The following is a 25,974-nucleotide window of genomic DNA, read 5'->3' as shown; positions in this document are numbered from 1 at the left end:
CTTACTTACCCGCCTTTCCGACCTTGCGGCGGATGACTTCGCCCTCGTACTTGACACCCTTGGCCTTGTACGGGTCGGGCTTGCGCAGCTTGCGGATGTTGGCCGCAACCTCGCCGACCTTCTGCTTGTCGATGCCCTCGACCTGGAAGCGGGTCGGGGTCTCCACCTTGAAGGTGATTCCCTCGGGCGCCTCGACGGTGATCGGGTGGCTGTAGCCCAGAGCGAACTCGAGGTTCGATCCCTTGGCCTGAACGCGGTAACCGACACCGCTGATCTCGAGCTTCTTCACGTAACCCTCGGTCACGCCGGTGATCATGTTCGCCACCAGCGTGCGGGACAGGCCGTGCAGGGCCTTGCTCTGACGCTCGTCGTTGGGGCGGGTGACGTTCAGCACGCCGTCCTCACCCTTGGCGATCTCGATCGGCGCCACGACGGTGTGGGTCAGCGAGCCCTTGGGGCCCTTGACCGAGACCGTCTGGCCGTCGATGGTGACGTCCACGCCGGCGGGAACCGTGATGGGGAGCTTGCCAATGCGCGACATAGCTGTTTCCTCCGTTCCCTTCCGCTACCAGACGTAGGCGAGGACTTCTCCGCCTACGCCCTTCTTGCCGGCCTGCTTGTCGGTGAGAAGCCCGTGCGACGTGGAGATGATCGCCACGCCCAGGCCGCCGAGCACCTTCGGCAGGTTGGTGGACTTCGCGTACACCCGGAGACCGGGCTTGGAGATCCGCTTGATGCCCGCGATGGAGCGCTCACGGTTGGGGCCGAACTTCAGCTCCAGGACGAGGTTCTTGCCGACCTCGGCGTCCTCGACCTTCCAGCCCGTGATGAAGCCCTCCTGCTGGAGGATCTCCGCGATGTGAGACTTGATCTTCGATGCCGGCATCGTCACGGAGTCGTGGTATGCCGAGTTCGCGTTCCGCAGACGCGTAAGCATGTCTGCGATCGGATCAGTCATGGTCATGAATTGGCCTTCGGCCTCTCTCGCCGGGGTTTCCTGGTGCGCCATCCCTCTCCCCGATCCGAGACGGGACGGGTGCGGCGCGGTGGACCTACGGCGTAGTAAGTCGTATGGACGTCCAGGCGCCCAACCCTCCTAGCCTACGGCATGAAGGGGTGGGCGCCTGACATCGCCCTTTACTTACCGAGAGTTCCAGGAATCCTGAAGTACAGGATTACCAGGAGCTCTTGGTCACGCCCGGCAGCTCGCCACGGTGGGCCATCTCACGAAGGCACACGCGGCACAGGCCGAACTTGCGGTACACGGAGTGCGGACGGCCGCAGCGCTGGCAGCGCGTGTAGCCACGTACGCCGAACTTGGGCTTACGAGCAGCCTTGGCAATCAGAGCCTTCTTCGCCATCTCGCTCACGCCTCCTTGAAGGGGAAGCCGAGGTGACGAAGGAGCGCGCGGCCCTCAGCGTCGTTGGTCGCCGTGGTCACCACGGTGATGTCCATACCCCGGGTGCGGTCGATCTTGTCCTGGTCGATCTCGTGGAACATGACCTGCTCCGTGAGACCGAAGGTGTAGTTGCCACGGCCGTCGAACTGCTTGGGGGACAGGCCGCGGAAGTCGCGGATGCGCGGGAGCGCCAGCGACAGGGTGCGGTCCAGGAACTCCCACATGCGGTCGCCACGGAGCGTGACGTGGGCACCGATCGGCTGACCCTCACGCAGCTTGAACTGCGCGATGGACTTGCGGGCCTTGGTGACGGCCGGCTTCTGACCGGTGATGGTGGTCAGGTCACGGACGGCACCGTCCATGAGCTTCGAGTCACGGGCGGCGTCGCCGACACCCATGTTGACCACGATCTTGACCAGGCCGGGGATCTGCATGACGTTCTCGTACGAGAACTCCTCCTGCAGCTTGGCCTGGATCTCCTCGCGGTACTTCGTCTTGAGACGCGGAGTGGTGGTGGTAGCCATCAGATGTCCTCACCCGTCCGCTTGGCAACGCGGATCTTGTTGCCCTCGTCGTCGAAGCGGTAACCGACGCGGGTCACGACCTTGTTGCCGTCCTTCTCCACGACGAGCTGAACGTTGCTCACGTGGACAGGGGCCTCGGTGGTGACGATGCCGCCGGCCTGCGAACCACGAGCCGTGGGACCGGCCTTGGTGTGCTTCTTGACCCGGTTGACACCCTCGACCAGGACACGGTCCTCGCGGGGGTAGGCCGCGATGACCTTGCCCTGCTTGCCCTTGTCCTTACCGGTGATGACCTGGACCAGGTCGCCCTTCTTGATCTTCATGCTTACAGCACCTCCGGCGCGAGCGAGATGATCTTCATGAACTTCTTCTCGCGCAGCTCACGACCCACCGGGCCGAAGATACGGGTGCCGCGAGGGTCGCCGTCGTTCTTCAGAATGACAGCGGCGTTCTCGTCGAAGCGGATGTACGAGCCGTCCGGACGGCGGCGCTCCTTGACGGTGCGAACGATGACCGCCTTGACGACGTCACCCTTCTTCACGTTGCCACCGGGGATCGCGTCCTTGACGGTGGCGACGATGACGTCACCGATGCCCGCGTAGCGGCGACCGGAGCCACCGAGCACACGGATGCAAAGGATCTCCTTCGCACCAGTGTTGTCGGCGACACGCAGTCGCGACTCCTGCTGGATCACGTCTATCTCCTGATTGTCTGCCGGTTCCCCAACGGGGCTGAATGATCAGCCCCGTTGGAGCCTGGCGGAACTGTCCTGCGGGGTCTGCCCCGCAGGAATTACTTGGCCTTCTCGAGGATCTCGACGACGCGCCAGCGCTTCGTCGCGGACAGCGGCCGGGTCTCCATCAGGAGGACACGGTCGCCGACGCCCGCGGCGTTCTGCTCGTCGTGGGCCTTGAGCTTGTTCGTACGGCGGATGACCTTGCCGTACAGCGCGTGCTTGACACGGTCCTCGACGGCGACGACGACGGTCTTGTCCATCTTGTCGCTGACGACGAGACCCTCACGGGTCTTGCGGAAACCGCGGTCCGTCTTGGTCTCTTCAGTCACGTTGCTCTCGCTCATCAGGCGCTCTCCACCGTCTCGATGCCCAGCTCGCGCTCACGCATCAGGGTGTAGATCCGCGCGATGTCCTTACGGACGGCCTTGAGCCGACCGTGGTTCTCGAGCTGACCCGTCGCCGCCTGGAAGCGGAGGTTGAACAGCTCTTCCTTGGCTTCGCGGAGCTTCGCGAGAAGCTCCTCGTCACCCAGTTCGCGCAGCTCGGACGCCTTGGTACCGGCCGACATCACGCTTCACCTGCCTCGCGCTTGACGATCCGGCACTTCATCGGCAGCTTGTGGGCTGCGCGAGTGAGGGCCTCACGGGCGATCTTCTCGTTGGGGTAGGACAGCTCGAACATGACCCGTCCCGGGTGCACGTTCGCGATCCACCACTCCGGCGAACCCTTACCGGAACCCATGCGGGTCTCGGCGGGCTTCTTCGTGAGCGGGCGGTCCGGGTAGATGTTGATCCAGACCTTGCCGCCACGCTTGATGTGGCGGGTCATCGCGATACGGGCCGCCTCGATCTGGCGGTTGGTCACGTACGCCGGCGTGAGGGCCTGAATGCCGTACTCGCCGAACGCGACCGTCGTACCACCCTTGGCCTCACCGCGGCGCTTGGGGTGGTGCTGCTTGCGGTGCTTGACCCTACGGGGGATCAGCATGTCGGTCAGGCCTCCGTTCCGGTGCTCTCAGCCGGAGCGGCAGCCGGAGCGTCGGCCTTGGGGGCCTCGGCAGCGGGAGCCTGCTGCGGCTTGCGACCGCGACCGCCACGCTCGCCGCCACGGCCACCACGGGCCGGGCGGTCGGCGCCGCCGCCACCACGGGCCGGACGGTTGCCGGCGCGGGCAGCGGCGTTCTCGGCGCGGACCTCGGCGATGTTCTTGACATCGCCCTTGTAGATCCAGACCTTCACGCCGATGCGGCCGAAGGTCGTCTTGGCCTCGAAGAAGCCGTAGTCCACGTTCGCGCGGAGCGTGTGCAGGGGCACACGGCCCTCGCGGTAGAACTCCGAGCGGGACATCTCGGCGCCACCGAGGCGGCCACCGCACTGGATCTTGATGCCCTTGGCGCCGGCCTTCATCGTGCCCTGCATGCTCTTGCGCATGGCGCGACGGAAGGAGACGCGGGAGGACAGCTGCTCGGCGACGGCCTGGGCCACCAGCTGAGCGTCCGTCTCCGGGCTCTTGACCTCGAGGATGTTCAGCTGGACCTGCTTGCCGGTCAGCTTCTCGAGGTCACCGCGGATGCGGTCGGCCTCGGCGCCGCGGCGGCCGATGACGATGCCCGGACGCGCGGTGTGGATGTCGACGCGGACGCGGTCACGGGTGCGCTCGATCTCCACCTTGGAGATGCCGGCGCGCTCCATGCCGGACGTCATCATCCGGCGGATGGCGACGTCTTCCTTGACGTAGTCCTTGTACAGCTTGTCGGCGTACCAACGGGACTTGAAGTCCGTGGTGATGCCGAGCCGGAACCCATGCGGGTTAACCTTCTGGCCCATTACCGGGTTCCTTCCTTGCTGCTGACGACCACGGTGATGTGGCTGGTCCGCTTGCGGATCCGGTAGGCACGGCCCTGGGCACGCGGACGGAACCGCTTCAGGGTCGGGCCCTCGTCGACGTACGCCTCGGTGATGACCAGGCTGTCGACATCGGTGTGGTCGTAGTTGTGCGCGGCGTTGGCGATGGCGCTGTCCAGCACCTTGCCGACCGGCACGCTCGCGGCCTGCGGGGCGAAACGCAGGACCGCCTGAGCCTCCGTGGCGTCCATGCCACGGATGAGGTCCACCACTCGGCGGGCCTTCATGGGCGTGACGCGGATGTACCGCGCCTGGGCCCTGGCTTCCATGGTTGTCCCTTCGGTGTTAGTCATAGTCGATTCCACCCCGCCTAGCGGCGCTTCGACTTCCGGTCGTCCTTGACGTGACCCCGGAAGGTGCGCGTCGGCGAGAACTCGCCGAGCTTGTGGCCGACCATCGACTCGGTGACGAACACCGGAATGTGGGTCTTGCCGTTGTGCACCGCGATCGTGTGGCCCAGCATGGCCGGGACGATCATCGAGCGACGGGACCAGGTCTTGATGACGTTCTTGGAACCGGCTTCGTTCTGGGCGTCCACCTTCTTGATCAGGTGGTCGTCGACGAAGGGCCCCTTCTTGAGACTGCGCGGCATCTAAACCCGCTCCTAGCGCTTCTTGTTCGTCTTGCGGCGGCGGACGATGTACTTGTTCGAAGCCTTCTTCGGCGAACGAGTACGACCCTCCTTCTGACCCCACGGGGAGACCGGGTGGCGACCACCGGAGGTCTTGCCCTCACCACCACCGTGCGGGTGGTCGACCGGGTTCATCGCCACACCGCGGACGGTCGGGCGGACACCCAGCCAACGCTTACGGCCGGCCTTGCCCCAGTTGATGTTGCTCTGCTCGGCGTTGCCGACCTCGCCGACGGTGGCGCGGCAGCGCACGTCGACCAGGCGGATCTCACCGGACGGCATGCGGAGGTGGGCCATCTGGCCCTCCTTCGCGAGCAGCTGCACGGAGGCACCGGCGGAGCGGGCGAACTTGGCACCGCCACCGGGACGGAGCTCGATCGCGTGGATCGTGGTACCGACCGGGATGTTGCGCAGCGCCAGGTTGTTGCCCGGCTTGATGTCGGCCCCGGGACCGTTCTCGACGCGGTCACCCTGCTGGAGGTTGCGCGGGGCGAGGATGTAGCGCTTCTCGCCGTCCGCGTAGTGCAGCAGCGCGATGCGCGCGGTGCGGTTGGGGTCGTACTCGATGTGCGCGACCTTCGCCGGCACGCCGTCCTTGTCGTGACGACGGAAGTCGATCACGCGGTAGGCGCGCTTGTGTCCGCCACCCTGGTGGCGAACGGTCACACGACCGGAATTGTTACGGCCGCCCTTGCTGTGCAGCGGGCGAACCAGCGACTTCTCCGGCGTGGACCGCGTGACCTCGACGAAGTCGGCGACGCTGGAGCCGCGACGGCCCGGCGTAGTCGGCTTGTACTTGCGGATTCCCATTTCTCAGTCCTCGTCCGATATCGGACGATCCGGACCTCCGTCAGGAGGTCGGACCGCCGAAGATGTCGATACGGTCGCCCTCAGCGAGGGTCACGATCGCGCGCTTGCTGTCCGCACGCTTGCCGAAGCCCGTCTTGGTCCGCTTGCGCTTGCCCTGACGGTTGATCGTGTTGACCCCGGTGACCTTGACCGAGAAGACCGCCTGGACGGCCTGCTTGATCTGGGTCTTGTTGGCCCGCGGGTCGACGACGAAGGTGTACTTGCCCTCGTCGAGCAGCGCGTAGCTCTTCTCGGAGACGACCGGCTTGAGCAGCACGTCACGGGGGTCCGTGAAGGCCTTGCTCATCGGCGTCTCGACGGTGTTCTTGCCCTCGGCCTCGTGGCGGCGCGCCTTGGCGACGCGCGCGACCTTCTTGGCCTTGGCGGCCTTCGAGGCGATGCTCGGGTGACGCGTAGCCATCAGGCTTCGCTCCCTTCGGTGTCAGCGGCCTGGGGGCCAGACACGAAGGACTCGAACGCGGCCTGGGTGAAGACCACGTCGTCCGAGACGAGAACGTCGTACGTGTTCAGCTGGCCCGGCTCCAGGATGTGGACCTGGGGCAGGTTGCGGGCGGACAGCCACGCGGCCTCGTCGGCGCGGTCGACGACCAGGAGCAGGTTCTTGCGCTCCGAGATCTTGCCGAACAGCGTCCGGGCGGCCTTCGTCGACGGGTTCTCACCCTCGACGACGCCGGAGACGACGTGGATGCGGTTGTGGCGGGCCCGGTCGGTGAGGGCGTGGCGCAGGGCCGCGGCCTTCATCTTCTTCGGGGTCCGCTGCGAGTAGTCACGCGGCACGGGACCGTGCACGACGCCACCACCGGCGAACTGCGGCGCGCGGGTCGAACCCTGGCGGGCACGACCGGTGCCCTTCTGGCGGTACGGCTTCTTGCCGCCACCGCGGACCTCGCCACGCGTCTTGGTCTTGTGCGTGCCCTGACGGGCAGCGGCCAGCTGTGCGACGACGACCTGGTGGATCAGCGGGATGCTGATCTTTTCGACGTCGAAGATCTCCGCGGGGAGTTCGACGGAACCGGCCTTGTCGCCCGCCGGCGAAAGGATGTCAACAGTGCTCATTACCTCAGGCCCCCTTGGCCGCGGTGCGGACCAGGACGAGGCCGCCGTTCGGACCGGGAACCGCGCCCTTGATGAGCAGCAGACCCTTCTCCGCGTCAACGGCGTGGACGGTCAGGTTCTGGGTGGTGACCCGCTCGTTGCCCATGCGACCCGCCATGCGGAGGCCCTTGAACACGCGGCCCGGGGTGGCGCAGCCACCGATGGAACCGGGAGAGCGGTGCTTGCGCTGGGTGCCGTGTCCGGCGCCGAGGCCCTTGAAGTTGTGACGCTTCATGACACCGGCGAAGCCCTTGCCCTTGCTCTTGCCGGTCACGTCGACCTTGATGCCGGCCTCGAACACCTCGGCGGTGATCTCCTGGCCGAGGGTGTACTCGCTGGCGTCAGCGGTACGGATCTCGACGAGGTGGCGGCGGGGAGTGACGTCGGCCTTGGCGAAGTGACCCTTGAGGGGCTTGTTCACCTTGCGCGGGTCGATCTCGCCGAAGGCGATCTGGACCGACTCGTAGCCGTCGGTGTCGTTCGTACGGACCTGGGTGACGACGTTGGGGCCGGCCTTGACGACGGTGACCGGGACGACGCGGTTGTTCGCGTCCCACACCTGCGTCATGCCGAGCTTCTCGCCCAGGATGCCCTTGATCTGCTTGGTCATCTTCAGATCACCGGCCTCAGAGCTTGATCTCGATGTCGACACCGGCCGGGAGGTCGAGTCGCATCAGAGAGTCAACGGTCTTGGGAGTCGGGTCGAGGATGTCGATCAGGCGCTTGTGCGTGCGCATCTCGAAGTGCTCGCGCGAGTCCTTGTACTTGTGCGGCGACTTGATGACGCAGTACACGTTCTTCTCAGTGGGCAGCGGCACCGGGCCCGCGACCGACGCACCAGTACGCGTCACCGTCTCGACGATCTTCTTCGCCGAGCTGTCGATGACCTCGTGGTCGTAGGCCTTGAGCCGGATGCGGATCTTCTGTCCCGCCATGGCTACTAGTAGTCCTGTCTCTCGTAACGCTCTGGAACCCGGCGCTCCAGCCCTTCTGTCCGACCCACGCGGTCGGGCGTGTCGCTCTTCCGCTGACACAGATGTCCCTTGTTCGAACATCCCTCCAGGGAATGAACACGGCCCTTCCGGAACCGCAGACCGGGACCAGAAGGCCACCGGGTGCCTGGCCGGTGCCGCACTGACACTTCCCGAAAGATTCCCGTACGTCCGCCTCAGCGCTGCCGTGTGGCAGTTGGGGCGACGAGTACTGTGGGACTCGCTTCCGGTCCTCCCGGCGGGAGGCGCGCAGCATCAACACTCGACCGAGCAACTCCGACAGTCTGCCATACGGGGCAGGAGCCTGGCCAATCGGGCCGGAGACAATACCCGGAGAGTGACATAGCTCAAACCAGGCGCCCGCGTCCAGCACACGCGCGCACAGGCAGCTGCGCTCCGACGGTATCGCGACGCGCAGAAGAGGCGTCGGCACCGACGTGACAGCACTCACCCCGGAAACCTTCACCGAACCCGCGCCCCTCCACCCCGCCGGGCCGGCCTCCGTACCTCTCAGCCCACCCGCGCATTGCGCATCCGAGCGAACGACGTGTCCAACCCCCGCTTCAGCACCCCCGCCAGCGGCCGCTCCAGGAACCGGTGCACCAGCCAGCTCAGGGCCAGGAAGCCGGCCAGCACCACCGCCACCAGCAGTCGCGCGTCCATCGTGTCCCGCAGCCTGTTGATGACCGCCGTGCCGGCCGCGTAGTGGATCAGGTAGAGCGGATACGTCAGAGCCCCTGCCGTCACCAGCCATCGCCACCGGACGCCGTCCGTCGCGCCGAGTGCGATCGCCACCATCACCAGCAGGAACACGGTGAAGATCAGCACGCTCCCCCGCCACCCGGACACGTGCTCGACCTCGTCGATCCGCCGGCCCAGTTCCAGCTGTCCCATCAGCCAGGCCATCGCGAGGATGCCCCACAGCAGCAGGTCCTGCCCGAACCGGTGCATGAGGTACAGCGCCAGCCCCGCGATGAAGTACCAGGCGCCGTCCGGGTTGGCGACCAGTTCCAGCAGCGGCAGCTCCGACACCGGCGCCAGCATCGCGGCCGCGCCCCACACACAGCAGAAGACCACCACCTTGCGGTACGTGAGCCCGGTGGCGACGACGACCAGGAACAGCAGGTAGAAGCGCAGCTCTGCCCAGAGCGTCCAGTACACACCGTCGACGTCGGCCACGCCCGAACCGGACTGGAGCATCGTGAGGTTGAGCAGCACCTCCCGCAGCGGCAGCCGCTCCCACACGCCCGGCACGGCCACCAGCACGCCCGTCGTGAACAGCACCGCGAACCAGTACGCCGGGTACAGCCGGATCACCCGCGACACGAAGAACTGCCGCGGGGTGCGCCCCCAGCACGACATGCAGATCACGAAGCCGCTGATGACGAAGAAGATCTCGACGCCGATCCAGCCGTAGGCGGCGAACCGGAACACCGTGGGCATGATGTCGGACACCGGCCGGTCCCAGATCACGTTGCCCGGCCGGTCGACCCGGTGGGTGCCGGCGTAGTGGTGCACGGCGACCATCAGGGCGGCCAGCAGACGGATCCCGTCGATGGCGTACAGCCGGCGGCCCACCCGTTCCCGTACGGCGCCGTGGCGGGGCATCTGGGCGGCCCTCGGCGGCTTCTGCCCGGGCACGGCGAGCGGGGGCAGTGGCTGCCGCGGGCCGCCGACGACCCGTCGCGGTATCGACGTCCTGCTGTCCGTGCCGTGCATCGACACCTGTCCGTCCGTCCTCACGAGGCAGTCCGGGCCGGGGCGGTCACCGGACCCGCTCACGCTACGGCCGCCCGGTCGCCCCACGGCGAACAGACAAGAACAATCCCCCGCGGACGCCGGGGAGTTGCCGCAACGCTCGCCGGGACGCCGCCCAGAGTTCCCGGACACTTCACTTGACCCCTGCGGCGCGACCGCCTCCGCCGGCCCCGCCGCAGGCACGCGAAAGGGCCCGTACGACCGAAGTCGTACGGGCCCCTTCAGGAGCTCAGCTCACGCTGGAGCTACCAGGTCAGATCGACAAGCTTACTTGTTGATCTTGGTGACCTGGCCGGCGCCGACCGTCCGGCCACCCTCACGGATGGCGAACTTCAGGCCCTCTTCCATGGCGACGGGCTGGATGAGCTCCACCTTCATCTCGGTGTTGTCACCCGGCATGACCATCTCGGTGCCCTCGGGGAGGGTCACGACGCCGGTCACGTCCGTCGTACGGAAGTAGAACTGCGGACGGTAGTTGTTGAAGAACGGCGTGTGGCGGCCACCCTCGTCCTTGGACAGGATGTACGCCTGCGCCTCGAACTCGGTGTGCGGGGTGACCGAGCCCGGCTTGATGATGACCTGGCCGCGCTCGACGTCCTCGCGCTTGATGCCGCGGAGCAGCAGACCGACGTTCTCACCGGCCTGGCCCTCGTCGAGCAGCTTGCGGAACATCTCGATGCCGGTGACCGTGGTGGTGGTCTTGTCCTGCTTGATGCCGATGATGTCAACGGTCTCGTTGACCTTCAGGACACCACGCTCGATACGGCCGGTGACGACCGTACCGCGACCGGTGATCGTGAAGACGTCCTCGACGGGCATGAGGAACGGCTTGTCGACGTCACGCTCGGGGGTCGGGATCGCCTCGTCGACGGCGGCCATCAGGTCCAGGACCGACTGGCCCCACTCCTTGTCGCCCTCGAGCGCCTTGAGCGCCGAGACCTTGACGACCGGCAGGTCGTCGCCCGGGAACTCGTACTCGGAGAGGAGCTCACGGACCTCGAGCTCGACGAGCTCCAGGATCTCCTCGTCGTCCACCATGTCGGCCTTGTTCAGGGCGACGACGATGTAGGGAACGCCGACCTGGCGGGCCAGGAGCACGTGCTCCTTGGTCTGCGGCATCGGGCCGTCCGTGGCGGCGACCACGAGGATGGCGCCGTCCATCTGCGCCGCACCCGTGATCATGTTCTTGATGTAGTCCGCGTGACCGGGGCAGTCGACGTGGGCGTAGTGACGCGTCTCCGTCTGGTACTCGACGTGCGCGATCGAGATGGTGATACCGCGCTGGCGCTCCTCAGGAGCCTTGTCGATCTGGTCGAAGGCCGAGGCCTCGTTCAGGTCCGGGTACGCGTCGTGCAGCACCTTGGTAATGGCGGCCGTGAGGGTCGTCTTACCGTGGTCGATGTGACCGATGGTGCCGATGTTGACGTGCGGCTTAGTCCGCTCGAACTTCGCCTTCGCCACTGGGGTCCTCCTGGGAGTGGTTCTGGTACGCCTTACTTCATCGGCGCCAGGTGATCTTTGCTGGATGGCCCGGATCCCCGGGGCATTCCCTCCGCTGTTGCGGCGGAATGCCCCGCGAGGCTCCGGAGTCAAGCCTACGGCGTGTGAACGCGGTGCGTTACTCGCCCTTGGCCTTCGCGATGATCTCCTCGGCGACGTTCCGCGGAACCTCGGCGTAGGAGTCGAACTGCATCGAGTAGCTTGCGCGACCCGACGTCTTGCTGCGGAGGTCTCCGACGTAGCCGAACATCTCCGAAAGAGGCACGAGGCCCTTCACGACACGGGCACCGGCCCGCTCCTCCATGGCCTGGATCTGGCCACGGCGGGAGTTGATGTCGCCGATGACCTCACCCATGTAGTCCTCGGGCGTGGTGACCTCGACGGCCATCATCGGCTCGAGCAGCACGGGGCTGGCCTTGCGCGCGGCCTCCTTGAACGCCTGCGAACCGGCGATCTTGAAGGCGAGCTCGGAGGAGTCGACCTCGTGGTAGGCGCCGTCGAGAAGCGTGACGCGGACGCCCGTCATCTCGTAGCCGGCGAGGATGCCGAACTGCATGGCCTCCTGCGCACCGGCGTCGACCGAAGGAATGTACTCCTTCGGGATACGACCACCGGTCACCTTGTTCACGAACTCGTAGGAGGCGTCGCCGCCCTCGATCGGCTCGATCGCGATCTGCACCTTGGCGAACTGACCGGTACCACCGGTCTGCTTCTTGTGGGTGTAGTCCACGCGCTCGACGGTCTTGCGGATCGTCTCACGGTACGCGACCTGCGGCTTACCGACGTTGGCCTCGACCTTGAACTCACGGCGCATCCGGTCGACCAGCACCTCGAGGTGCAGCTCGCCCATACCGCCGATGATGGTCTGGCCGGTCTCCTCGTCCGAGTGGACCTGGAAGGACGGGTCCTCCTCGGCCAGGCGCTGGATGGCGACACCCAGCTTCTCCTGGTCGCCCTTGGACTTGGGCTCGATGGCGACCTGGATGACCGGCGCCGGGAAGTCCATGGACTCCAGGATGACCGGGTTCTTGTCGTCGCTCAGCGTCTCACCGGTGGTGGTCTGCTTGAGGCCCATGACGGCGACGATGTCGCCGGCGCCCACCGACTCGATCTCCTCACGCTTGTTCGCGTGCATACGGTAGATCTTGCCAATGCGCTCCTTCTTGCCCTTGACCGAGTTCAGCACCGCGGTGCCGGACTCCAGACGGCCGGAGTAGATCCGGACGAAGGTGAGCTTGCCCAGGTGCGGGTCGCTCATGATCTTGAAGGCGAGGGCGGACAGCGGCTCCTCGTCGGACGGCTTGCGCTTGACGACGACCTCGGGGTCCTTGACGTCGTGGCCCTCGATGGCCTCGACGTCGAGCGGGGTCGGCAGGTAGCGCACGACCGCGTCGAGCAGGGGCTGGACGCCCTTGTTCTTGAACGCGGTACCGCAGAACACCGGGGTGACCGTGACGCCGTCCGACTTGCCGGACGCGATGGTGATACGACGGATCGCGGCGTACAGCTGCTCCTCGGTGGGCTCCTGGCCCTCCAGGAACAGCTCCATGATCTCGTCGTCGTTCTCCGCGACGGTCTCGACCAGCCGGCCGCGGTACTCCTCGGCAGCCTCGGCGTGCGTGGCGGGGATGTCGACGACGTCGTACATCTCGCCCTTCGCCGCCTCGGCGGACCACACGAGCGCCTTCATGCGGACCAGGTCCACAACGCCCTTGAAGTCCATCTCGGCACCGATGGGGAGCTGCATGACGATCGGCACGGCACCGAGCCGGTCCTTGATCATGTCCACGCAGCGGTGGAACTCGGCGCCGGTACGGTCCAGCTTGTTGACGAAGCAGATGCGGGGAACGCCGTAGCGGTCGGCCTGACGCCACACCGTCTCGGACTGCGGCTCGACACCGGCGACACCGTCGAACACCGTCACGGCACCGTCGAGCACGCGCAGGGAGCGCTCCACCTCGACGGTGAAGTCGACGTGCCCCGGGGTGTCGATGATGTTGATGGTGTAGTCGTTGTCCTCGAGCGGCCAGTGACAGGTGGTCGCAGCAGACGTGATCGTGATGCCACGCTCCTGCTCCTGCTCCATCCAGTCCATCGTGGCGGCGCCGTCGTGGACCTCACCGATCTTGTACGAGACGCCGGTGTAGAACAGGATCCGCTCGGTGGTGGTCGTCTTGCCCGCGTCGATGTGGGCCATGATCCCGATGTTGCGGACCTTGGCCAGGTCAAGTGAAGTGGTAGCCATAAGGCTTCAGTCTTCTCTCGGTCTCGATGTGGGTTACGACTACCAGCGGTAGTGCGCGAAGGCCTTGTTGGACTCGGCCATCTTGTGGGTGTCCTCACGCTTCTTCACAGCGGCACCGAGGCCGTTGGAGGCGTCGAGAAGCTCGTTGAGCAGACGCTCGGTCATGGTCTTCTCGCGACGGGCGCGGGAGTAACCGACCAGCCAGCGCAGCGCCAGGGTGCTGGCGCGGCCGGGCTTGACCTCGACCGGCACCTGGTAGGTGGCGCCACCGACACGGCGGGACTTGACCTCGAGGGTCGGCTTGATGTTCTCCAGAGCGCGCTTCAGCGTGATGACCGGGTCGTTGCCGGTCTTCTCGCGCAGGCCCTCCATGGCGCCGTACACGATGCGCTCGGCGGTGGAGCGCTTGCCGTTCAGCAGCACCTTGTTGATCAGGGAGGTGACAAGAGGAGAACCGTAGACCGGGTCGATGATGACCGGGCGCTTCGGGGCGGGGCCCTTACGAGGCATTCTTACTTCTCCTTCTTGGCGCCGTAGCGGCTGCGGGCCTGCTTGCGGTTCTTCACACCCTGGGTGTCAAGGGAACCGCGGATGATCTTGTAGCGAACACCCGGCAGGTCCTTCACACGGCCACCACGCACGAGCACGATGGAGTGCTCCTGCAGGTTGTGTCCCTCACCCGGAATGTAAGCGGTGACCTCGATCCCGCTGGTCAGACGCACACGCGCGACCTTACGCAGGGCCGAGTTCGGCTTCTTCGGGGTGGTCGTGAACACGCGCGTGCAGACGCCGCGGCGCTGAGGGGAACCCTCGAGTGCGGGCGTCTTGTTCTTCTCGACCTTGTCCTGCCGGCCCTTCCGGACCAGCTGCTGGATCGTAGGCACTACTTCTCCGGTTTCTGTGTGCCGAATGGTGAAGCTAACCTGGAACGTCGCCGACCCACGCGGTCGGGTGTGTCGAATCCGGCAGACTCTCGCCGCGAGGCGAAAAGGGCGCAGATTACGGTGGCCAGTGACGGCTCGCTATGCGGTGTGAAGGCACGCACGAGAGCCAGGGCACACCCCAGGCACAAGGTCTGAGCGTACCTAGCTCATTCGCTGCGGTCAAAACAAATGGGCCGCACCCGGCTCACCAGGCAGAACATGTCAAGCCCCCGCACCGCGAATGATCTTCAAAAGCACGTTCCGGCCGAGTCGCGGGGGCACTTCCCGCGCCCACGGCCCCTCACCCGGTCGCCAGCCCCACCAGAACCATCAGGGTCATGACGAGCGCCCACCCCCCGGTGGACAGCCAGCCGAGGACCAGTCCGGTGATGGCGAGCCCGTCGCCGCCCTCCCCGGTGCGGTTGATCTCCCCACGCGCCACATGCCCGAGGATGATCGCCGGCAGCCCGGTGAGCCCGAAGGTCGGCACGCACAGCAGCCCGCACACGGCGGCGGCCACGGCCTTCCCGTTCGTCCGCGGGCGCGGCAGGGGCAGGAACGTCTGCGGCACCCCCACGACGGCCGCAGGCTGCGGTACGGGCCCCGTGGGCAGGTCGGCGACCAGCAGAGCCAGCTCACCCACCGTACGGGCCGCGTAGGCCCTGGCGACCCTCTGGTCGAACTCCGCCTTCTCCAGCCGCCCCTCGCCGAACCCGGCTCTGAGCACGTCCACGGCCCGCTCCCGGTCTGCGTGCGAGGCGAGCATCGCCGGGCTGCCGGCGCCCTGCCAGGGCTGGGGAAGACCCTGCCCCGGCTGCCAGGGCCGCCATGAAGGATGCGTCACGGAACACCTCCCGAACCCCCGAGTCCCTCCATGATGCGCCACCACCCTCCATCGGTGACAGCCGCGAACCGGCCACAGTGGCCGATTCCCGCCCTCCCGGTGCCCGAGCGGGCCGCGGAACGCCGCGCCGAGCGGGCCTCGCCGCGCCACGCCGACGCCCGCCACGCCGAAGGGCGGCCATCCGAGGATGACCGCCCTCCCGCACTTCACACGCCTACGCCCTACTGGTTGTACGGCCCGTAGTCGTAGTCCTCCAGCGGCACGGCCTGACCGGAGCCGGTACCGAACGGCGAGTAGTCGATGTCGTCGTAACCGACGGCCGAGTACATCGCGGCCTTGGCCTCCTCGGTCGGCTCGACCCGGATGTTGCGGTAGCGGGACAGACCCGTACCGGCCGGGATGAGCTTACCGATGATGACGTTCTCCTTGAGGCCGATCAGGGAGTCGGACTTGGCGTTGATCGCCGCGTCCGTCAGCACCCTGGTCGTCTCCTGGAAGGACGCCGCCGACAGCCAGGACTCCGTGGCCAGCGAGGCCTTGGTGATACCCATGAGCTGCGGACGGCCGGAGGCCGGGTGACCGCCCTCCTGGACCACACGACGGTTCTCCTGCTCGAACTTCGAGCGCTCGACCAGCTCGCCGGGCAGCAGCTCGGCGTCGCCGGACTCGATGATCGTCACCCGGCGGAGCATCTGCCGGATGATGATCTCGATGTGCTTGTCGTGGATCGACACACCCTGCGAGTTGTAGACCTTCTGGACCTCGCCGACCAGGTGGACCTGGACGGCACGCTGACCCAGGATGCGCAGCACGTCGTGCGGGTTGGTGGCACCCACGGTGAGCTTCTGGCCCACCTCGACGTGCTCGCCCTCGCTGACCAGGAGCCGGGCACGCTTCGAGATCGGGAACGCCGTCTCGTCGCTGCCGTCGTCCGGCGTGATGACGATCTTCTTGGTCTTCTCGGTCTCCTCGATCCGCACGCGGCCGGAGGCCTCGGAGATCGGGGCGACACCCTTCGGGGTACGGGCCTCGAAGAGCTCGACGACACGCGGCAGACCCTGGGTGATGTCGTCACCGGCCACACCACCGGTGTGGAAGGTACGCATCGTCAGCTGGGTACCGGGCTCACCGATGGACTGGGCGGCGATGATGCCGACCGCCTCACCGATGTCGACCAGCTTGCCGGTGGCCAGCGAGCGGCCGTAGCACATCGCGCAGGTGCCGACGTGGGACTCGCAGGTCAGGATCGAACGCGTCTTGACCTCCTCGACCCCGTGGTGCACGAGCTGGTCGATGAGCACGTCACCCAGGTCCACGTTGGCCGGCGCGATCACCTTGCCGTCGATGACGACGTCCTCGGCGAGCATGCGGGCGTAGACGCTGGTCTCCACGTCGTCCGTCTTGCGCAGCACGCCGTCGGCGCCGCGCGAGGCGATCCGCAGCTTCAGACCGCGCTCGGTGCCGCAGTCCTCCTCGCGGATGATGACGTCCTGCGAGACGTCCACCAGACGACGGGTCAGGTAACCCGAGTCGGCGGTACGCAGGGCGGTGTCCGCCAGACCCTTACGGGCACCGTGCGTGGAGATGAAGTACTCCAGCACGGACAGGCCCTCACGGAACGACGCCTTGATCGGACGCGGGATCGTCTCGTTCTTCGCGTTCGACACCAGACCACGCATACCGGCGATCTGACGCATCTGCATCATGTTGCCTCGTGCGCCCGAGTTCACCATCATGAAGATCGGGTTGGTCTTCGGGAAGTTCTCGTTCATGGCCTCGGCGACCTCGTTGGTCGCCTTGGTCCAGATCGCGATGAGTTCCTGCGTGCGCTCGTCCTTGGTGATCAGACCGCGCTCGTACTGCTTCTGGACCTTCTCGTCCTGTGCCTCGTAGCCCTTGACGATCTCCTTCTTCGCCTCGGGAACGACGACGTCGGAGATGGCCACGGTGACACCGGAACGGGTCGCCCAGTAGAAGCCGGACGCCTTCAGGTTGTCGAGCGTCGCCGCCACGATGACCTTCGGGTAGCGCTCGGCGAGGTCGTTGACGATCTCGGAGAGCTGCTTCTTGCCGACCTCGTAGTCGACGAACGGGTAGTCCTCGGGCAGCAGCTCGTTGAAGAGCGCGCGGCCCAGCGTGGTCCTCAGCCGGAAGCTGTCACCCTGCTGCCACTCCGGCTCGCCCTCCTCCTGCGCCGGCGGGGTCCAGCCGCGCGGCGGGATGGTGCCCACCGGGAAGCGGATGTCCACGCGCGACTGCAGCGAGAGCTCGCCGGCGTCGAACGCCATGATCGCCTCGGCCACGGAGGAGAAGGAGCGGTCCTCGCCCTTCACGTTCCGCATCTCGCCGTCGGTGGTGAGGAAGAACAGACCGAGGACCATGTCCTGGGTCGGCATCGTCACCGGACGGCCGTCGGCCGGCTTGAGGATGTTGTTCGAGGACAGCATCAGGATGCGGGCCTCGGCCTGCGCCTCCGCGGAGAGCGGCAGGTGGACGGCCATCTGGTCACCGTCGAAGTCCGCGTTGAACGCGGTGCAGACGAGCGGGTGGATCTGGATGGCCTTGCCCTCGACCAGCTGCGGCTCGAAGGCCTGGATGCCGAGGCGGTGCAGCGTGGGCGCACGGTTCAGCAGAACCGGGTGCTCCGCGATGACCTCTTCCAGGACGTCGTACACGACCGTGCGGCCGCGCTCGACCATCCGCTTGGCGCTCTTGATGTTCTGCGCGTGGTTCAGGTCCACCAGGCGCTTCATCACGAACGGCTTGAAGAGCTCCAGCGCCATGGCCTTCGGCAGACCGCACTGGTGCAGCTTCAGCTGCGGACCGACGACGATCACGGAACGCGCGGAGTAGTCCACACGCTTGCCGAGCAGGTTCTGACGGAAGCGGCCCTGCTTGCCCTTGAGCATGTCGCTCAGGGACTTCAGCGGGCGGTTACCGGGACCGGTGACCGGGCGACCACGACGACCGTTGTCGAAGAGGGCGTCCACGGCCTCCTGGAGCATGCGCTTCTCGTTGTTCACGATGATCTCGGGCGCGCCGAGGTCGAGAAGCCGCTTCAGGCGGTTGTTGCGGTTGATCACGCGGCGGTACAGGTCGTTCAGGTCGGAGGTCGCGAAGCGGCCACCGTCCAGCTGCACCATCGGGCGAAGGTCCGGCGGGATGACCGGGACGCAGTCGAGGACCATGCCCTTGGGGCTGTTGGAGGTCTGCAGGAAGGCAGACACGACCTTCAGCCGCTTCAGCGCACGGGTCTTCTTCTGGCCCTTGCCGGTACGGATGATCTCGCGGAGGCGCTCGGCCTCTTCGTCCAGGTCGAAGGACTCCAGGCGCTTCTGCAGCGCCGCGGCGCCCATCGAACCGTCGAAGTACGTGCCGAAGCGGTCCCGCAGCTCGCGGTAGAGCAGCTCGTCACCTTCGAGGTCCTGGACCTTGAGGTTCTTGAAGCGGGTCCAGACCTCGTCGAGGCGGTCGATCTCGCGCTGCGCACGGTCGCGCAGCTGCTTCATCTCCCGCTCGGCGCCCTCACGGACCTTCCGGCGTACGTCGGCCTTGGCGCCCTCGGCCTCCAGCTCGGCCAGGTCGGTCTCGAGCTTCTTGGCACGGGCCTCCAGGTCGGCGTCCCGGCGGTTCTCGATCTGCTGCCGCTCGACGGAGACGTGCGCCTCCAGGGAGGGCAGGTCACGGGTGCGGCGCTCGTCGTCGACGTACGTGATCATGTACGCCGCGAAGTAGATGACCTTCTCCAGGTCCTTCGGGGCGAGGTCGAGCAGGTAGCCCAGCCGCGACGGAACGCCCTTGAAGTACCAGATGTGCGTGACGGGGGCGGCCAGTTCGATGTGGCCCATCCGCTCACGGCGCACCTTGGCGCGCGTGACCTCGACGCCACAGCGCTCGCAGATGATGCCCTTGAAGCGGACGCGCTTGTACTTGCCGCAGTAGCACTCCCAGTCCCGGGTCGGACCGAAGATCTTCTCGCAGAAGAGTCCGTCCTTCTCGGGCTTGAGCGTGCGGTAGTTGATCGTCTCGGGCTTCTTGACCTCGCCGTGGCTCCACTGACGGATGTCGTCAGCGGTGGCCAGACCGATCCGGAGCTCGTCGAAGAAGTTGACGTCGAGCACTATGCGTCAATCCCTCTCAGGGTTGTAAGTCTGTGGTCTGAAACGGGGGTCGCGGGGTCGGCGGGGCCTTCGGTGGAAAGGCCCCGCCGGACTCCCGTCAGACCTCTTCGACGCTGCTCGGCTCGCGCCGGGACAGGTCGATGCCGAGCTCTTCCGCAGCGCGGAAGACGTCCTCGTCGGTGTCGCGCATCTCGATGGACATGCCGTCCGAGGACAGCACCTCCACGTTGAGGCACAGGGACTGCATCTCCTTGATGAGCACCTTGAAGGACTCGGGGATGCCGGGCTCAGGGATGTTCTCGCCCTTGACGATGGCCTCGTAGACCTTCACGCGGCCGGTGACGTCGTCGGACTTGATGGTCAGCAGTTCCTGGAGGGCGTACGCGGCGCCATAGGCCTCCAGCGCCCACACCTCCATCTCGCCGAACCGCTGGCCACCGAACTGGGCCTTACCACCCAGCGGCTGCTGGGTGATCATCGAGTACGGACCGGTCGAACGCGCGTGCAGCTTGTCGTCGACCAGGTGGTGCAGCTTGAGGATGTACATGTAACCGACCGAGATCGGCTCCGGGAACGGCTCGCCGGAGCGGCCGTCGAACATCCTCGCCTTACCGGTCGGCTGCACCATGCGCTCGCCGTCGCGGTTCGGGATGGTGTGCTGGAGCAGACCCGCGAGCTCGTCCTCACGCGCACCGTCGAAGACGGGGGTCGCGACGTTCGTGCCCGGGTCGACCTGGTCCGCGCCGATCACCTGGAGGCGCTGCGCCCAGTCCTCGGCGAGGCCGGAGACGTCCCAGCCGCGGCTGGCGAGCCAGCCGAGGTGGATCTCCAGAACCTGTCCCGGGTTCATCCGGGACGGGACACCCAGCGGGTTGAGGATGATGTCGACCGGGGTGCCGTCCTCCAGGAACGGCATGTCCTCGATCGGCAGGATCTTCGAGATGACGCCCTTGTTGCCGTGCCGGCCGGCGAGCTTGTCACCGTCGGTGATCTTGCGCTTCTGCGCCACGTACACGCGCACCAGCTGGTTCACACCGGGGGGAAGCTCGTCGCCCTCCTCGCGGTCGAAGACGCGGACGCCGATGACCTTGCCGATCTCGCCGTGCGGGACCTTCAGCGAGGTGTCACGGACCTCACGGGCCTTCTCACCGAAGATGGCGCGCAGCAGGCGCTCCTCCGGGGTCAGCTCGGTCTCGCCCTTGGGCGTGACCTTGCCGACCAGGATGTCGCCGGCGACGACCTCGGCACCGATCCGGATGATGCCGCGCTCGTCGAGGTCGGCGAGGACCTCCTCGGAGACGTTCGGGATGTCCCGGGTGATCTCCTCCGGGCCGAGCTTGGTGTCACGGGCGTCGACCTCGTGCTCCTCGATGTGGATCGAGGAGAGGACGTCGTCCTGCACGAGGCGCTGCGACAGGATGATCGCGTCCTCGTAGTTGTGACCCTCCCACGGCATGAACGCCACGAGCAGGTTCTTGCCCAGCGCCATCTCGCCGTTCTCGGTGGCCGGACCGTCCGCGAGCACCTGGCCCTCGATGATCCGGTCACCCTCGTTGACGATGACCTTCTGGTTGACCGAGGTGCCCTGGTTGGAGCGCGAGAACTTGGCCAGGCGGTACGTGATGTACGTGCCGTCGTCGTTGGCGGTGGTGATGTAGTCCGCGGAGACCTCCTGGACCACACCGTCCTTCTCGGCCTTGACCACGTCGCCGGCGTCGACGGCGGAGCGGTACTCCATGCCGGTGCCGACGAGCGGAGCCTCGGACTTGATGAGCGGCACGGCCTGCCGCATCATGTTCGCGCCCATGAGGGCACGGTTGGCGTCGTCGTGCTCGAGGAACGGGATCATCGCGGTCGCGACCGACACCATCTGGCGCGGGGAGACGTCCATGTAGTCGACGTCGTCACCGGGGACGTAGTCGACCTCGCCGCCACGACGGCGGACCAGGACGCGGGCCTCCTCGAACCGGAACTCGTCGTTCAGCAGGGCGTTGGCCTGCGCGATGACGAAGCGGTCCTCCTCGTCGGCGGTCAGGTAGTCGACCTCGTCGGTGACCTGGCCCTCGACGACCTTGCGGTAGGGCGTCTCGATGAAACCGAACGGGTTGATCCGGCCGTAGGAGGCGAGCGAACCGATCAGACCGATGTTCGGTCCTTCCGGCGTCTCGATCGGGCACATGCGGCCGTAGTGCGAGGGGTGCACGTCACGGACCTCGAAGCCGGCCCGCTCACGGGACAGACCACCCGGGCCGAGCGCGTTGAGACGACGCTTGTGCGTCAGGCCCGACAGCGGGTTGTTCTGGTCCATGAACTGCGACAGCTGGCTGGTGCCGAAGAACTCCTTGATGGAGGCGACGACCGGCCGGATGTTGATCAGGGTCTGCGGCGTGATCGCCTCGACGTCCTGGGTGGTCATGCGCTCACGCACGACCCGCTCCATACGGGCGAGACCCGTACGGACCTGGTTCTGGATCAGCTCGCCCACGTTGCGGATACGGCGGTTGCCGAAGTGGTCGATGTCGTCGGTCTCGACCATGATCGAGCGACCGGACTCGCCGACCGTCTCGGTCTCACCGGCGTGCAGCTTCACCAGGTACTTGATGGTGGCGATGATGTCGTCGGTGGTGAGCACACCGGCGTCCAGCGGCTCGTCCCCGCCGAGCTTCTTGTTCACCTTGTAGCGGCCGACCTTGGCGAGGTCGTAGCGCTTCGAGTTGAAGTAGAGGTTCTCCAGGAGCGTCTGCGCGGCCTCCCGGGTGGGGGGCTCGCCCGGACGCAGCTTGCGGTAGATGTCGAGCAGCGCGTCGTCCTGGCCCTGGGTGTGGTCCTTCTCCAGGGTGGCGCGCATGGACTCGTACTCGCCGAACTCCTCCAGGATCTGCTCGGTGGTCCAACCGAGAGCCTTGAGGAGAACGGTCACGGACTGCTTGCGCTTGCGGTCGATGCGCACACCGACCATGTCACGCTTGTCGATCTCCATCTCCAGCCAGGCACCCCGGGACGGGATGATCTTGGCGGAGAAGATGTCCTTGTCGGACGTCTTGTCGATCGAGGAGTCGAAGTAGACGCCCGGCGAACGGACCAGCTGCGACACCACGACACGCTCGGTGCCGTTGATGACGAAGGTGCCCTTGTTGGTCATGAGCGGGAAGTCGCCCATGAAGACCGTCTGGGACTTGATCTCGCCGGTCTCATTGTTGGTGAACTCGGCCGTCACGAAGAGCGGAGCCGCGTACGTGAAGTCGCGCTCCTTGCACTCGTCGATGCTGTTCTTCGGCGGCTCGAAACGGTGGTCGCGGAAAGTCAGCGACATCGACCCGGAGAAGTCCTCGATCGGAGAGATCTCCTCGAAGATCTCTTCCAGACCGGACTTGGTGGGGACGTCCTGACCGGATTCCAGAGCCGCCTCGACGCGAGCCTTCCACGCGTCGTTGCCGAGCAGCCAGTCAAAGCTCTCGGTTTGCAGCGCGAGAAGGTTCGGAACCTCGAGGGGCTCCTTGATCTTTGCAAAGGAGATGCGCAGCGGGGCGGTGCTGGCGCCGTTGTTCGTATTCGCGGTCGAGGCAGTGCGCGAGGCGGCCAAGAGGGGGTCCTTCCGAGGGCTCGGACTCACTACGCGCGTACCGGTCCCTCTCCCGGACACAGAGGCAGCCGTTTCCCTGTCCGGCCGAAGGGGCCAGGTCGGGGACGGTCTGATCATCGGTGCTCAAGTGAGGGCATGCCCCTGGTGACGGGCAGGGGACAGCTAACAGGCAGCGCAAAGGGTCAGTGTAGCCACTTGGCACACTGATGTCCAGTCCGGGTTTTTGAAGACCCTCGTTGCTCTCAACACCTTCGGCAAGCCCACGTCCTCAACGCACGTTGATACTGCCCTCTTCGTCGCCGATCCATGCCTCGGATTCGGATCCTTGTGACGACGCGTCCTGAGAATTGCGCGCTGCGTGCGGTTCGTCAAGGCCCCCCTTGCCCGAACCGGGTGCCGCGCTCGTCACGTGCCGCCTGCACCGGGCGCCCGGGGACACGACGAAGATCACCATACTCCGCGCGAACACCGGTGCACGGCGGTCGCCACGCGGCTCCCCTGAACGCCGAAGAGCGACCACCCGGATGGATGATCGCTCTTCGGTGCGTCAGCGTTACAGCCCTCTCGCGGGAGCCGTGTCAGCCGGCACAGGAGTCCTCGCGGACTCCGTGGGACTACTTGACCTCGACGGAGGCGCCGGCGCCCTTGAGGGACTCGGCGGCCTTCTCGGCGGCCTCCTTGGCGACCTTCTCGAGGACGGGCTTCGGGGCGCCGTCCACGAGGTCCTTGGCCTCCTTGAGGCCCAGGGAGGTCAGCTCACGCACGACCTTGATGACCTGGATCTTCTTCTCGCCCGCACCGGTGAGGATGACGTCGAACTCGTCCTGCTCCTCAGCGGCCTCGGCCGGGGCAGCCGGGCCGGCGGGACCGGCGACGGCGACCGCGGCGGCGGCGGTGACGTCGAACTTCTCCTCGAAGGCCTTCACGAACTCGGAGAGCTCGATGAGGGTCATCTCCTCGAACTGCGCGAGCAGGTCTTCCTGGCTGAGCTTCGCCATGATGGGCGATCCTTCCACTTTTTCGGCAGGTGCCGGATGTACATGTCTGGCGGGCGTACGTTCGGCCCGCTACGACCACCGCTCAGGCGGGCTGCCTCAGGCGGCGGTCACTGCGCGAGCCGAATTACTCGGCACCGCCCTGCTCGTCCTGCTTGGCGCGAAGAGCGTCCACGGTGCGGACGAGCTTCGACGGGAGCGCCTGGAAGACCTGAGCAGCCTGAGTCTGCTTGCCCTTGAAGGCACCCGCCAGCTTGGAGAGCAGAACCTCGCGGGACTCGAGGTCCGCGAGCTTCTTGATCTCGTCGGCGGACAGCGCCTTGCCGTCAAGGACACCGCCCTTGATGACGAGGTTCGGGTTGTCCTTGGCGAAGTCACGAAGACCCTTCGCCGACTCCACCGGGTCACCGGTGACGAAGGCAACTGCCGTCGGACCGTTGAACAGGTCGTCGAGCGTCGAGATCCCGGCCTCGTTGGCCGCAATCTTGGTCAGCGTGTTCTTCACCACGGCGTACTGGGCGTTCTCACCGAGCGAACGGCGCAGCGTCTTGAGCTGCGCCACGGTGAGACCCCGGTACTCGGTCAGCACGGCGGCGTTCGAGCTGCGGAACTGCTCCGCGAGCTCGGCCACCGCGGCAGCCTTGTCGGGCCTTGCCATGAGCGTCGGCCTCCTTCCGGGTGTTGACGACCGCTCGGAAGGGGCTGGGACAAACGAAACGCCCCGGCACAGGTGCACGGGGCGTAGCTCGACCGGCATCTCGCAGCGCCAGCTGCGAACTCCGGGAACTCTCCACAGTCACCTGCGCGGGTCGTCCGCGGATATCAGCGGATCCTTCGGCCACCGGGCCCTCTCACGAGCGCACGGCGACGACCAGCGGTCTTTGGCTTCTGTAGGAGAGTACGCGACCGGATCGCCGGCAGGCAAATCCGGTCGATACGGGGCTCAGCTCTGGGCTTCCTGCATCATCTCGGCGAGGTCCATCGTGTCCTTGGCGGGCGGAGCCGTCACGGTCACCGGCTTGTTGAGGTCGAGGAAGGTGATGGTCATGTCCAGCGGACCCTTGTCGGCGTCGCCGCGCATGCGGAACTGCTTGGTGTGGTCGTCGCCGTCGACCCACATGTCCATCGTGAGCTTGTCGACGCCGAGCTTCTCGTACTGCTCGACGCTCTTCTGGCGCCGCTCGCGGGTGGCCTTGTCCTCGTCCTTCAGGGAGGCCTCGAGGTCGGCGAGGGTGACGACACCCGAGTAGCGGGTGGTCTCGACCCCGTCGACGGTCTCGGTGCCGACCTTCTTCACGTCCTTGGCGCCGGTGAGGAAGGTGGACTCGGTCGCCGGGTTCTGGTCGGCCTGGCCCGGGCCCGGCGCGCCCTCGGCGCCGAGGCCCTCCTCGCCCAGCGCGGACATGTCGAACTTGATCCAGCTCTTGCCGTCCATCTCCTCGGCCGCCGCGGCTCCCCCGCCGATGTACATGGCCTTGTCGACGAGCCGGATCTCCGCGGTGCCGTCCTCGCCCTGGTCGAGCGCCGTCATCTTCATGGTCATGGCCACGGTCGGCTTGGTACGCATCGACGCCTCGGCCTTGATCCGCCCCTCCTCGGGGGTCCGGCCGGTCATGCGGTACCGGAAGGACGTGATGTCCTCCGTGTTCTTCGCCGCCTTCGCGACCGCCGCAGCCGGCGTCATGCTCGGCGACTGCTCCGTACCGCAGCTCACCGCACCGGCGGCGAGGAACAGGGCGGCAAGGCCGGCACCTGTGGATCTGCGGCGTACGGAAGCACGTATGGACGACACCATCGATTCCCCCCAAGGAACACATGGACTGTTCACAGCAAGGCGGAGAGCGTATCCCAGG

The 25,974-nt window shown here is 66.5% G+C and carries 28 protein-coding genes; all 28 read right to left on the bottom strand.

Annotated elements, in window-relative coordinates:
• Position 1: 1 nt before the first annotated feature.
• Positions 2–541 (bottom strand): 50S ribosomal protein L6, encoded by a 540-nt coding sequence (gene rplF, locus QQS16_RS24865; RefSeq protein ID WP_286064067.1) that lies wholly within the window; start codon positions 539–541, stop codon positions 2–4.
• 24 nt (positions 542–565) lie between these two features.
• Entirely contained in the window at positions 566–964 is a 399-nt protein-coding gene (gene rpsH / locus QQS16_RS24860; RefSeq protein ID WP_007384075.1) for a 30S ribosomal protein S8, read from the bottom strand.
• A gap of 211 nt (positions 965–1,175) precedes the next feature.
• Positions 1,176–1,361 (bottom strand): type Z 30S ribosomal protein S14, encoded by a 186-nt coding sequence (locus QQS16_RS24855; RefSeq protein ID WP_003948630.1) that lies wholly within the window; start codon positions 1,359–1,361, stop codon positions 1,176–1,178.
• 5 nt (positions 1,362–1,366) lie between these two features.
• Positions 1,367–1,924, bottom strand: a complete 558-nt coding sequence (gene rplE, locus QQS16_RS24850; protein ID WP_286064066.1) for a 50S ribosomal protein L5 — start codon at positions 1,922–1,924, stop codon at positions 1,367–1,369.
• Positions 1,924–2,247, bottom strand: coding sequence for a 50S ribosomal protein L24 (gene rplX / locus QQS16_RS24845; RefSeq protein ID WP_030967306.1), 324 nt, complete (start codon positions 2,245–2,247; stop codon positions 1,924–1,926). Before rplX ends, rplE begins: the two co-directional genes overlap by 1 nt.
• Before the next feature lie 2 nt (positions 2,248–2,249).
• Complete coding sequence (gene rplN, locus QQS16_RS24840; protein ID WP_003998823.1) at positions 2,250–2,618, bottom strand: 50S ribosomal protein L14; 369 nt, start codon at positions 2,616–2,618, stop codon at positions 2,250–2,252.
• A gap of 98 nt (positions 2,619–2,716) precedes the next feature.
• Positions 2,717–3,004: a 30S ribosomal protein S17 gene (rpsQ, locus tag QQS16_RS24835; protein WP_010036717.1), complete on the bottom strand. Its 288-nt coding sequence runs from the start codon at positions 3,002–3,004 to the stop codon at positions 2,717–2,719.
• A complete protein-coding gene (gene rpmC / locus QQS16_RS24830) occupies positions 3,004–3,228 on the bottom strand; it encodes a 50S ribosomal protein L29 (RefSeq protein ID WP_003998824.1) in 225 nt (74 codons plus the stop codon). The genes rpsQ and rpmC overlap by 1 nt, the downstream gene beginning before the upstream one ends.
• Positions 3,228–3,647, bottom strand: a complete 420-nt coding sequence (rplP, locus tag QQS16_RS24825; RefSeq protein WP_030788270.1) for a 50S ribosomal protein L16 — start codon at positions 3,645–3,647, stop codon at positions 3,228–3,230. The genes rpmC and rplP overlap by 1 nt, the downstream gene beginning before the upstream one ends.
• A gap of 5 nt (positions 3,648–3,652) precedes the next feature.
• Entirely contained in the window at positions 3,653–4,486 is an 834-nt protein-coding gene (rpsC, locus tag QQS16_RS24820; RefSeq protein ID WP_217237697.1) for a 30S ribosomal protein S3, read from the bottom strand.
• The gene (rplV, locus tag QQS16_RS24815) at positions 4,486–4,833 is read right to left on the bottom strand and encodes a 50S ribosomal protein L22 (protein ID WP_286064065.1); all 348 of its coding nucleotides are present in this window, start codon (positions 4,831–4,833) and stop codon (positions 4,486–4,488) included. The genes rpsC and rplV overlap by 1 nt, the downstream gene beginning before the upstream one ends.
• Before the next feature lie 41 nt (positions 4,834–4,874).
• Positions 4,875–5,156, bottom strand: coding sequence for a 30S ribosomal protein S19 (gene rpsS, locus QQS16_RS24810; RefSeq protein ID WP_007384069.1), 282 nt, complete (start codon positions 5,154–5,156; stop codon positions 4,875–4,877).
• A 12-nt stretch (positions 5,157–5,168) separates the two neighbouring features.
• A complete protein-coding gene (gene rplB, locus QQS16_RS24805; protein WP_030046376.1) occupies positions 5,169–6,005 on the bottom strand; it encodes a 50S ribosomal protein L2 in 837 nt (278 codons plus the stop codon).
• A gap of 40 nt (positions 6,006–6,045) precedes the next feature.
• Positions 6,046–6,465 (bottom strand): 50S ribosomal protein L23, encoded by a 420-nt coding sequence (gene rplW / locus QQS16_RS24800; protein WP_286064064.1) that lies wholly within the window; start codon positions 6,463–6,465, stop codon positions 6,046–6,048.
• Entirely contained in the window at positions 6,465–7,121 is a 657-nt protein-coding gene (rplD, locus tag QQS16_RS24795) for a 50S ribosomal protein L4 (RefSeq protein WP_286064063.1), read from the bottom strand. The genes rplW and rplD overlap by 1 nt, the downstream gene beginning before the upstream one ends.
• Positions 7,122–7,125: 4 nt before the next feature.
• Complete coding sequence (rplC, locus tag QQS16_RS24790; protein ID WP_031141288.1) at positions 7,126–7,770, bottom strand: 50S ribosomal protein L3; 645 nt, start codon at positions 7,768–7,770, stop codon at positions 7,126–7,128.
• A 16-nt stretch (positions 7,771–7,786) separates the two neighbouring features.
• Positions 7,787–8,095, bottom strand: a complete 309-nt coding sequence (gene rpsJ / locus QQS16_RS24785) for a 30S ribosomal protein S10 (RefSeq protein WP_003948644.1) — start codon at positions 8,093–8,095, stop codon at positions 7,787–7,789.
• A 567-nt stretch (positions 8,096–8,662) separates the two neighbouring features.
• On the bottom strand, positions 8,663–9,871 hold the full coding sequence (locus tag QQS16_RS24780; protein ID WP_502963923.1) for an acyltransferase family protein: 1,209 nt from the start codon (positions 9,869–9,871) through the stop codon (positions 8,663–8,665).
• 306 nt (positions 9,872–10,177) lie between these two features.
• On the bottom strand, positions 10,178–11,371 hold the full coding sequence (gene tuf / locus QQS16_RS24775; RefSeq protein ID WP_217237702.1) for an elongation factor Tu: 1,194 nt from the start codon (positions 11,369–11,371) through the stop codon (positions 10,178–10,180).
• Between the two features lie 157 nt (positions 11,372–11,528).
• Complete coding sequence (gene fusA, locus QQS16_RS24770) at positions 11,529–13,655, bottom strand: elongation factor G (protein WP_286064062.1); 2,127 nt, start codon at positions 13,653–13,655, stop codon at positions 11,529–11,531.
• Positions 13,656–13,694: 39 nt separating this feature from the next.
• Complete coding sequence (gene rpsG / locus QQS16_RS24765) at positions 13,695–14,165, bottom strand: 30S ribosomal protein S7 (protein ID WP_030345396.1); 471 nt, start codon at positions 14,163–14,165, stop codon at positions 13,695–13,697.
• A 2-nt stretch (positions 14,166–14,167) separates the two neighbouring features.
• A complete protein-coding gene (gene rpsL, locus QQS16_RS24760; protein WP_003948652.1) occupies positions 14,168–14,539 on the bottom strand; it encodes a 30S ribosomal protein S12 in 372 nt (123 codons plus the stop codon).
• A 340-nt stretch (positions 14,540–14,879) separates the two neighbouring features.
• Entirely contained in the window at positions 14,880–15,422 is a 543-nt protein-coding gene (locus QQS16_RS24755; protein ID WP_286064060.1) for a DUF1707 and DUF4190 domain-containing protein, read from the bottom strand.
• Between the two features lie 221 nt (positions 15,423–15,643).
• Positions 15,644–19,543: a DNA-directed RNA polymerase subunit beta' gene (locus QQS16_RS24750; RefSeq protein ID WP_286064058.1), complete on the bottom strand. Its 3,900-nt coding sequence runs from the start codon at positions 19,541–19,543 to the stop codon at positions 15,644–15,646.
• A gap of 97 nt (positions 19,544–19,640) precedes the next feature.
• Positions 19,641–23,126 (bottom strand): DNA-directed RNA polymerase subunit beta, encoded by a 3,486-nt coding sequence (gene rpoB, locus QQS16_RS24745; protein ID WP_286064057.1) that lies wholly within the window; start codon positions 23,124–23,126, stop codon positions 19,641–19,643.
• Positions 23,127–23,740: 614 nt separating this feature from the next.
• A complete protein-coding gene (gene rplL / locus QQS16_RS24740) occupies positions 23,741–24,124 on the bottom strand; it encodes a 50S ribosomal protein L7/L12 (RefSeq protein ID WP_266435141.1) in 384 nt (127 codons plus the stop codon).
• A 124-nt stretch (positions 24,125–24,248) separates the two neighbouring features.
• The gene (gene rplJ, locus QQS16_RS24735; protein ID WP_030039746.1) at positions 24,249–24,779 is read right to left on the bottom strand and encodes a 50S ribosomal protein L10; all 531 of its coding nucleotides are present in this window, start codon (positions 24,777–24,779) and stop codon (positions 24,249–24,251) included.
• A 285-nt stretch (positions 24,780–25,064) separates the two neighbouring features.
• Positions 25,065–25,916, bottom strand: coding sequence for an SCO4651 family lipoprotein (locus QQS16_RS24730; protein ID WP_286064055.1), 852 nt, complete (start codon positions 25,914–25,916; stop codon positions 25,065–25,067).
• Between the last annotated feature and the right edge of the window lie 58 nt (positions 25,917–25,974).

Source organism: Streptomyces sp. ALI-76-A, assembly GCF_030287445.1.
GTDB lineage: Bacteria > Actinomycetota > Actinomycetes > Streptomycetales > Streptomycetaceae > Streptomyces.
The sequence above is the reverse complement of the archived record's forward strand: the minus strand, read 5'-3'. Positions and strand labels throughout refer to the sequence as shown.